Origin of the sequence: Acidisphaera rubrifaciens HS-AP3, from assembly GCF_000964365.1 — a bacterium.
In the GTDB taxonomy this organism is placed as follows: domain Bacteria; phylum Pseudomonadota; class Alphaproteobacteria; order Acetobacterales; family Acetobacteraceae; genus Acidisphaera; species Acidisphaera rubrifaciens.
Genome location: NZ_BANB01000122.1, coordinates 1 through 8,300, shown reverse-complemented (window position 1 = coordinate 8,300; position 8,300 = coordinate 1). Strand labels below are relative to the sequence as shown.

At 68.8% G+C, this 8,300-nt stretch carries 9 protein-coding genes; 2 read left to right on the top strand and 7 right to left on the bottom strand.

Features of this window, described 5'->3' with window-relative positions; genetic code table 11:
* Nucleotides 1-282: 282 nt before the first annotated feature.
* On the top strand, nt 283-1,479 hold the full coding sequence (locus B8460_RS04740) for an aspartate aminotransferase family protein (RefSeq protein ID WP_048860427.1): 1,197 nt from the start codon (nt 283-285) through the stop codon (nt 1,477-1,479).
* On the top strand, nt 1,476-2,438 hold the full coding sequence (gene argF, locus B8460_RS04735; protein WP_048860426.1) for an ornithine carbamoyltransferase: 963 nt from the start codon (nt 1,476-1,478) through the stop codon (nt 2,436-2,438). The genes B8460_RS04740 and argF overlap by 4 nt, the downstream gene beginning before the upstream one ends.
* A gap of 15 nt (nt 2,439-2,453) precedes the next feature.
* Here argF and B8460_RS04730 read toward each other — a convergent pair whose 3' ends face one another.
* From B8460_RS04730 to B8460_RS04705, 7 genes are all read right to left on the bottom strand, one after another.
* Nucleotides 2,454-3,056 (bottom strand): cytochrome c oxidase assembly protein, encoded by a 603-nt coding sequence (locus B8460_RS04730; RefSeq protein WP_048860425.1) that lies wholly within the window; start codon nt 3,054-3,056, stop codon nt 2,454-2,456.
* Nucleotides 3,057-3,072: 16 nt separating this feature from the next.
* Nucleotides 3,073-3,216 carry a hypothetical protein gene (locus B8460_RS22825; protein WP_199445547.1) on the bottom strand — a complete coding sequence of 48 codons (144 nt, stop codon included), beginning with the start codon at nt 3,214-3,216 and terminating at the stop codon, nt 3,073-3,075.
* On the bottom strand, nt 3,216-4,109 hold the full coding sequence (locus tag B8460_RS04725; protein ID WP_048860424.1) for a heme o synthase: 894 nt from the start codon (nt 4,107-4,109) through the stop codon (nt 3,216-3,218). Before B8460_RS04725 ends, B8460_RS22825 begins: the two co-directional genes overlap by 1 nt.
* 63 nt (nt 4,110-4,172) lie before the next feature.
* Entirely contained in the window at nt 4,173-5,765 is a 1,593-nt protein-coding gene (gene ctaD, locus B8460_RS04720; protein ID WP_048860423.1) for a cytochrome c oxidase subunit I, read from the bottom strand.
* Nucleotides 5,766-5,794: 29 nt separating this feature from the next.
* Complete coding sequence (gene coxB / locus B8460_RS04715; protein ID WP_048860422.1) at nt 5,795-6,682, bottom strand: cytochrome c oxidase subunit II; 888 nt, start codon at nt 6,680-6,682, stop codon at nt 5,795-5,797.
* A gap of 196 nt (nt 6,683-6,878) precedes the next feature.
* The gene (locus tag B8460_RS04710) at nt 6,879-7,529 is read right to left on the bottom strand and encodes a class I SAM-dependent methyltransferase (protein WP_084623236.1); all 651 of its coding nucleotides are present in this window, start codon (nt 7,527-7,529) and stop codon (nt 6,879-6,881) included.
* A gap of 142 nt (nt 7,530-7,671) precedes the next feature.
* The gene (locus B8460_RS04705; protein ID WP_048860429.1) at nt 7,672-7,881 is read right to left on the bottom strand and encodes a cold-shock protein; all 210 of its coding nucleotides are present in this window, start codon (nt 7,879-7,881) and stop codon (nt 7,672-7,674) included.
* Nucleotides 7,882-8,300: the final 419 nt, after the last annotated feature.

The window sequence follows — 8,300 nt, the reverse complement described above, 5'->3', positions numbered from 1 at the left end:
GACCATCCGCGCCGCCCGGTCGATCCGCCGGTCGAGCACGCGGCGCACGCCCGCGGCCGTCGCGGCATAGCGGGCGACATACTGCAGCGCCGCCGCGCGCAGCGACGCGGCATCCGGGATCGCTGTCCCCCCATCGCCGGTCACCGTCGCCGTCCCGACCGCGCCGGGCCGTGTTTGACAGCGCCGCGGACGCTGCGGATCATGCACCATTCTGCGACCGTTCGCAGGTCGCCGCGATCCCGACAATGCGCCGTCATCCAGCGAGAGGGACCTGACAGGTCAATGTTTCCCGTTCTCATGCCGACCTACAACCGCGCCGACCTCGCCTTCGAGCGGGGCGAGGGCGTCTGGCTGTGGACGACGGACGGGCGACGATTCCTCGATTTCGGCGCCGGCATCGCGACCTCCTCGGTGGGCCATAACCATCCGGGCCTGGTTGCCGCCATCGCGCAGCAGGCGGCGCGGGTGATCCACGTGTCCAACCTCTATCGGGTGCCGCAGGCGGAGAGCCTGGCGGCACGCCTTGTCGCCGCCAGCTTCGCCGACAGCGTCTTCTTCTGCAATTCGGGCGCCGAGGCGAACGAGGGCATGACGAAGATGATCCGCCGCGCGATGGCGGGCACGGGCCGGCCGGAGCGATACCGCATCATCTGCTTCCACGGCGCCTTTCACGGCCGCACCCTGGCGATGCTGGCGGCCACCGGCAACGCGAAATACCTGGAAGGCTTCGGCCCGGTCGTGGACGGGTTCGACCACGTGGCGTTCAACGACATCGACGCCGTGCGCCGCGCCATCGGACCGCACACCGCCGGCGTCATCGTCGAGCCGGTGCAGGGCGAGGGCGGCGTGCGCCCGGCGACGCTCGATTTCCTGCGCCAGCTGCGCGCGCTGTGCGACGAGCACGGCATCCTGCTCGGCATGGACGAGGTGCAGACCGGCATGGGGCGCAGCGGCCGGCTGTTCGCCCACGAATGGGCGGGCATCGCGCCGGACGTGCTGTCCTCGGCCAAGGGGATCGCCGGCGGCTTCCCGATGGGGGCCGTCCTCGCGCGCGAGGCGGTCGCCCGCCACCTGACGGCCGGCACCCACGGCACGACGTTCGGCGGCACCCCGCTCGCCTGCGCCGCCGCCGGCGCGGTGCTCGACGTGGTGCTGGCGCCCGGCTATCTGGACGACATCGACCGCCGCGCGCGCCATCTGTGGCAGCGGCTGCACGACGTCACGGGCCCGGCGCCCGACGTCATAGCCGAGGTGCGGGGCGCGGGCCTGCTGCTCGGCCTGAAATGCGTCGGACCGAACACCGCCTTGCTGGCGGCCTGCCTCGCGGAAGGGCTGCTGGCGATCACCGCGGGCGACAACGTGCTGCGCCTCGCGCCGCCGCTGATCGTCAGCGAGGCGGAGATCGAGGACGCGATCGGCCGGCTCGGGCGCGCGATCGAGCGCGTGCGTGCCGCCGCGCACAAGGCCACCGTGCCATGACGGGAGCGGCACGCCGCGCCGAGGCCGGCGCGGCGGCGGAAGGGCCGCCGCCGCCGCGGCATTTCCTCGACCTGCGCGACTTCGAGCCGGGCGTGCTGCGCCACATGCTGGACGTGGCGGTGGGGTTCAAGCAGGCGCGGGGCGTGTCCTCGCGCCCGCTGGCGGGGCGCACCCTGGCGCTGATCTTCGAGAAGAACAGCACCCGCACCCGGGTCAGTTTCGAGGTGGCGATGCGCCAGCTCGGCGGCGACGTCGTGGTGCTGTCGTCGCGCGACATGCAGATCGGCCGCGGGGAAACCGCGGCCGACACGGCGCGCGTGCTGTCGCGCTACGTGGACGCGATCATGCTGCGTACCGCCCGGACCGACATGCTGCACGAGCTGGCGCGCCACGCGACGGTGCCGGTGATCAACGGGCTGACGGATACGTCCCACCCCTGCCAGCTGATGGCCGACATCCTGACGTTCGAGGAGCATCGCGGCCCGATCGCCGGGCAGATCGTGGCGTGGTGCGGCGACGGCAACAACGTGGCGCATAGCTGGATCGAGGCAGCGGCCCGGTTCGGCTTCACCCTGCGGCTCGCGACACCGGCATCCCTGCGTCCCTCCCCCGCCGTCATCGACTGGGCGCGGGCGGAGGGCGCCGCCGTCAGCCTGCACGACCGGGCGGAAGACGCGGTGGCCGGCGCGCGCTGCGTCGTGACCGACACGTGGATCAGCATGTCCGACCCGCCGGATGCCGCTCGGCATGCCCTGCTGGTGCCCTATAGCGTCGATGCGGCGCTGATGGCGCGCGCCGCGCCGGATGCGCTGTTCATGCACTGCCTTCCCGCCCACCGGGGCGAGGAGGTGACGGCCGAGGTGATCGACGGGCCGCAATCGGTCGTGTTCGACGAGGCGGAAAACCGGCTGCACGCGCAAAAGGGCGTGCTCGCCTGGGTCATGGGGGCCGCGCGGTAAGCCGCAGCGCCGCCGCTATTCGGGACGCGGCGCCATGGCCCCGACATGCGGGCCGGCCTTGGCCAGCAGGCCGGATTTCGCCAGATCCTCCAGCGTCCGGGAAAACGTGTAGCTCAGCGTGATGACGTGGACGTCCGAGGTGTTGGGATCGGACGCGATCGCCGGATCGACCCAGAAGGACAGCGGAAACTGCATCTGCTGGCCCGGTGCCAGCGTCTGCTGGTTGAAGCAGAAGCAGGCCGTCTTGTGGAAATACTTGCCCACCTTCTCCGGCGTCACGTTGTAGACGGCGATGCCGGTCACCGGCTCGGCGGCAAGGTTGCGTGCCTGATAAAAGGCGATCTGCTCCTCGCCCAGCGGCAGGGTCACCTTGGCCTGCACCGGGGAGAAGCGCCAGGGCAGGTTGCCGTTGGTCTCCGCATTGAAGCGGACCGTGATGGTCTGTCCGGTCGCACCCGGGGCGGCGGCCTCGGTCGTGTTCGGGGTGCCGGCATAGCCGGTCACCGCGCAGAAGATGCGATAGAGCGGCACCGCGGCGAAGGATGCGCCAACCATCGCCACGATGACGGCGACGACCGCCAACCCCCACCAGGCATTTCCGCGTCCGCGCGCCGTCATGGCGTCGCCCGATGCCTCAGATACGCATCATCTTGACGACGGTGATGGCGTAGAAGAGCACCATCACCGCCACGAGGACCGCAAAGATCGCCCAGTTGCGGCCACGGCGGCGGCGAGCGAGTTCGTCGCTGTCTGTCCGCGACAGATGGTCCGGTGCCATCAGCGGAACGCCGCGTCGAGCGGCACGGCGGCGAACAGCAGGGCCAGATACAGCAGCGAGTAGCGGAACGCGGCCTTGGCCGGGGCGTCGCGCGTCAGGCTGTGGCCGCCCGCATCCTGTGCGTCGCGCAGCACCCGCCAGGAGGCGACGATATAGCCCGCGCCCAGCACCGCGGCCGCCGCGCCGTAGATCGGTCCGGCCACGTGCAGCGCCCAGGGCAGCAGCGAGACCGCGACCAGCAGCAGCGTATACAGCATGATCTGCCAGCGGGTGTGCCGCGGCCCGGCGACCACGGGCAGCATGGGGACGCCCGCCCGCGCGTAGTCGATCTCGGCGAACAGCGCGAGCGACCAGAAATGCGGCGGGGTCCACAGGAACACGATCGCGAACAGCAGCACCGGCAGCAGGCCGATATGGCCCGTCACGGCAGCCCAGCCGATCACCGGCGGGAAGGCGCCGGCAGCACCGCCGATGACGATGTTCTGCGCCGTCCGTCGCTTCAGCCAGACGGTGTAGACCAGGACATAGAATGCGATGGACACGGCCAGCGCGACCGCCGCCACCATGTTCGTCGCCAGACCCATGACCACGACCGAGGCCACGGACAGGAAGATGCCGTAGCTCAGCGCGGCATCCGGCTCGATCCGCCCGGCGGGGATTGGCCGGTTGCGGGTCCGGCGCATCAGCGCGTCGATATCCCGCTCGTACCACATGTTGAGCGCACCCGCCGCACCCGCCGCCACCGCGATCGCGAGGATCGCCGTGAACGCGAGCACCGGGTTGAGATGGCCGGGCGCGACCATCAGGCCGATCACGCCCGTGAAGACCACCAGCACGACCACCCGCGGCTTGAGCAGGTTGATCCAGTCGGCGACCGCGGAGCCGCCCGCCATCGGCGCGACGGCCCCCGTGTGGGGACCGCCGGCCGGCAGGCTGAATGAAGCGTCAGACATGTATCAGCGGATCCGTGGCAGTTCCTCGAAGGTGTGGAACGGCGGCGGGGAGGACACCGTCCATTCCAGCGTCGTCGCACCCTCGCCCCAGTAGTTGGGCGCCAGCTTCTCGGTCGAGGTGAAGGTCCGGTAGCAGACATAGAGGAACACCAGCACCGACAGGCCCGACAGATAGGCGCCGAACGAGGACACCGCGTTCCAGCCGGCGAACGCCTCCGGATAGTCCGGATAGCGGCGCGGCATGCCGGCAAGACCGAGGAAGTGCATCGGGAAGAACGTGAGGTTCACGCCCACGAAGGTCATCCAGAAATGCACCTTGCCCCAGAACTCCGGGTACTGATGGCCCGACATCTTGCCGATCCAGTAGTAGAAGCCGGCGAAGATCGAGAACACCGCGCCCAGCGACAGCACGTAGTGGAAGTGCGCGATCACGTAGTAGGTGTTGTGCACGATCTGGTCGATGCCGGCATTGGCCAGCACGACACCCGTCACGCCGCCGATGGTGAACAGGAAGATGAAGCCGATCGCCCACAGCATCGGCACCGTCAGCTCGATCGCCCCGCCCCACATCGTGGCGATCCAGGAGAAGATCTTGATGCCGGTCGGCACCGCGATCACCAGCGTCGCCGCCATGAAGTAGGCGCGGGTATCGACGTCGATGCCGGAGACGAACATGTGGTGCGCCCACACGACGAACCCGACCACGCCGATCGCCACCATCGCGTAGGCCATGCCGAGATAGCCGAACACCGGCTTGCGGCTGAAGGTCGAGATAACGTGGCTGATGATCCCGAAGCCCGGCAGGATCATGATGTAGACCTCGGGGTGACCGAAGAACCAGAACAGGTGCTGGAACAGCACCGGGTCGCCGCCGCCGGCCGGGTCGAAGAACGCCGTGCCGAAGTTACGGTCGCAGATCAGCATGGTGATGGCACCGGCCAGCACCGGCACCGCCAGCACCAGCAGGAACGCCGTCACCAGCTCCGACCAGATGAACAGCGGCATCTTGTGCAGCGTCATCCCGGGGGCGCGCATGTTGAAGATCGTCGTGATGAAGTTGATCGATCCCAGCAGCGACGACGCGCCCGCGAGGTGCAGGGCGAACAGCGTGCAGTCCATGCCGATGCCGGGCTCGTACATCGAGTTCGACAGCGGCGGATACAGCGTCCAGCCCGTGCCGCTCTCGCCGAGCAGCAGGCCGGTCATCACCAGGATGAAGGCCGGCGGCAGCAGCCAGAAGCTGATGTTGTTCAGGCGGGGGAACGCCATGTCCGGCGCGCCGATCATCAGCGGGATGAACCAGTTGCCGAACCCGCCGATCATCGCCGGCATCACGGTGAAGAAGATCATGATCAGCCCGTGGGCCGTCACGATCGTGTTCCACTCCTGACCGCTGGTGACGATCGTGCCGTGCGGGTGCTGCAACTGCGCCCGCATGATCATCGACAGGATGCCGCCGGTCACGCCGGCGATCACCGCGAAGATCAGGTAGAGGGTGCCGATGTCCTTGTGGTTCGTGCTGAACAGCCAGCGCGCCACGAAGCCCGGCTTGTGGTCGTGATGGTCGTGGACGTGGTCATGTGTTGTCGCCGACATTGCCTGATTCCTTGTTGCCGGTCTTGTCCTCAGCGGCCTGCGTCGGCGACTTGCCGGACGCCGCCCGTCAGTTCACGGGCGGGTTGCAGCGCCGGCCCCGCATCCGCTGCATATTTGGTCTTTGCCTCGGTCAGCCAGGCGTCGAACTGCTTCGGGTCGACCCCCTCGATCTCGATCGGCATGCGGCTGTGGTTCATGCCGCAGACCTGATTGCATTCGCCGTAGAAGATGCCGGGGTGATCGATGCGGACCCATGTCTCGATCATCCGCCCCGGGATCGCGTAGCGCTGCACGCCGAGCGACGGGATGAAGAAGCTGTGGATCACGTCGCCGCTGGTGATCAGGATGCGGACGTTCTTGCCGACCGGCAGCACCAGCTTGTTGTCGGCCGTCAGCAGCCGCGGCTGGCCGGGCTTGAGATCCTCGTCCTGGACCAGGTTGCTGTTGAAGTCGATGTTGCCCTTATCGGGATACGCGTATTCCCAGTACCACTGATGGCCCGTGACCTTGATCGTGAGGTCCGCGTCGCGCGTCCGGTCCTCGTAGTAGACGAGGCGGAACGACGGGATGGCGATCACGATCAGGATCAGCACCGGAAGCAACGTCCAGGCGACCTCCAGCAGCGTGTTGTGGCTGGTGCGCGACGGGTTCGGATGCTTCGACGCCCGGAACCGCAGGATGACCACGGCGAGCAGAACACCCACCAGAAGCGTAATGGCCGTGATGATCACCAGCACGAGGTGATGGAGGCTGATGATCTCGGCCTTCACCGGGCTCGCGGCCGGTTGCATGCCCATTTCCCAGGGGACCGGCCCCTCGGCGGGCAATTTATCCGCGGCCCAGGCGGGCAGCCCGCCCAGAAGCACAGGCGCGACCCCCAGAAGTCCGGCCGCCAAGCGTCGCCAAAGTCCCTTCATGCGTCTGTCCGCCCCGCGCTTCCCGCACCCAGCCGATAAGGGCTTCGGGAGGCATGATCCATTCGTCACCGGCGATGGTGTGGGCTACAGGACGGAGGGGCGCAGATCAAGCTGTCTGCCGCACCGCACCCAGAGTCATGAAGCTGAAATTACGATTGACTCACCGGCCTCCGGCTTCCCGCGCGGCCGGCCCCGGTCATCGTGGCAGGTGGACCAGGGTGAACAGGCCGAAGGGCGGCACCGGCCGGAGCACCGCGCGATCGGCGTCCGGCTGTGCCAGCAGCTCGTCCACCCGGAAGTCCGGGTGCCAGCCAAGCGCCCGCGCGGCCGGGGCGAGCGCCCGCTCGGCCATCAGGCGCACCCCGCCGCTGGCGGAGAAATGGTTGACGAACAGGATATGCCCGCCGGGCCGGACCACCCGTTTCAGCTCGGCGACCAGCCGCCGCGGATGCGGCACGACGGATGCCACGAACATCGCGGCCGCCACGTCGAACGACCCGTCGGCGAAGTCCATCGCCTCGGCGTCCATCTCCTCGAGCGCGCAGACATGGCTCAGGCCCCGGGCGCGGACCTTGCGCCGCGCCTGCGCCAGCATCTCGGCCGAGAGGTCGATGCCGGTGACCTGCTTGGCGCCGTCATAGAGCGGCAAGGCGAGGCCGGTGCCGACGCCGACTTCCAGCACGTGCCGGCCGGGCAGCCTGTTCACGAGGCCGACCGTGCGGCGGCGCCCCCACATGGACACGGCCCCGAAGGTCGCGTCATAGATACCTGCCCAGCGCCGGTAGGCGTCCCGGATCGCGTCGGCATCAAGCTGTACCATTGGTCGGACGTCGTTCCGCAGGGTCATGTGGCGCACAAACCGCGCCTTGGGCAACAGAGCAAGCCCCTTTTCGCCCTGCCGCACGGCTTGGTGCGCATGGCGCCTTGCACATGGCGCGCCACTGGACGTCCGTCAGGGGGGCGCCAGGGCCGCGGGAACGTATCGCCGGTCAGTCGCCGGCGGAGAGGTTGACGGCCGCCGACCGGCCGTTCTGCTGCTGCTCGATGTCGAAACTGACCTTCTGCCCTTCATTCAGGCTGCGCAGACCTGCCTTCTGCACGGCGCTGATATGGACGAACACATCCTTCCCGCCCGTGTCAGGAGCGATGAAGCCGTAGCCCTTTGTCGGATTGAACCACTTGACGGTGCCCTTCGGCATCGACATGCCTCTCTGCCTGTCGGAAGGTCGACGAGACGGGACCCTCCGGAATGAACTGCCCGTTCCGGCCGGAGCGCCCACCCCGGACGGACCGACCAGCTAGTTGTGGCGGCGGATGGGTCGCTGGAGTTCACGGCACGGCGCGCACATCCTGCACGATCCTAATGCGCGCGGGCGCGCGGCCGCAACGAAACACGTAAGCTGCCTGCCGAATCGGCGCCGGGCGGGCGGTCAGCACGACCGATGGGCGCCGCTGGTGTATATTCCACCGCCCGCGATGTCCGGAGTGCCGCCGATGCCCCGTTTGTGCCACCCGCCCCGCCCGCCGCGCCGGCGGCGGACCGCAGCCCCGTTCGTCTGCCTGACGGCCGTCGCGTCGCTCGCTGCCTGCGCCGCGCCGCCGGCCGGACCCAGCTTCG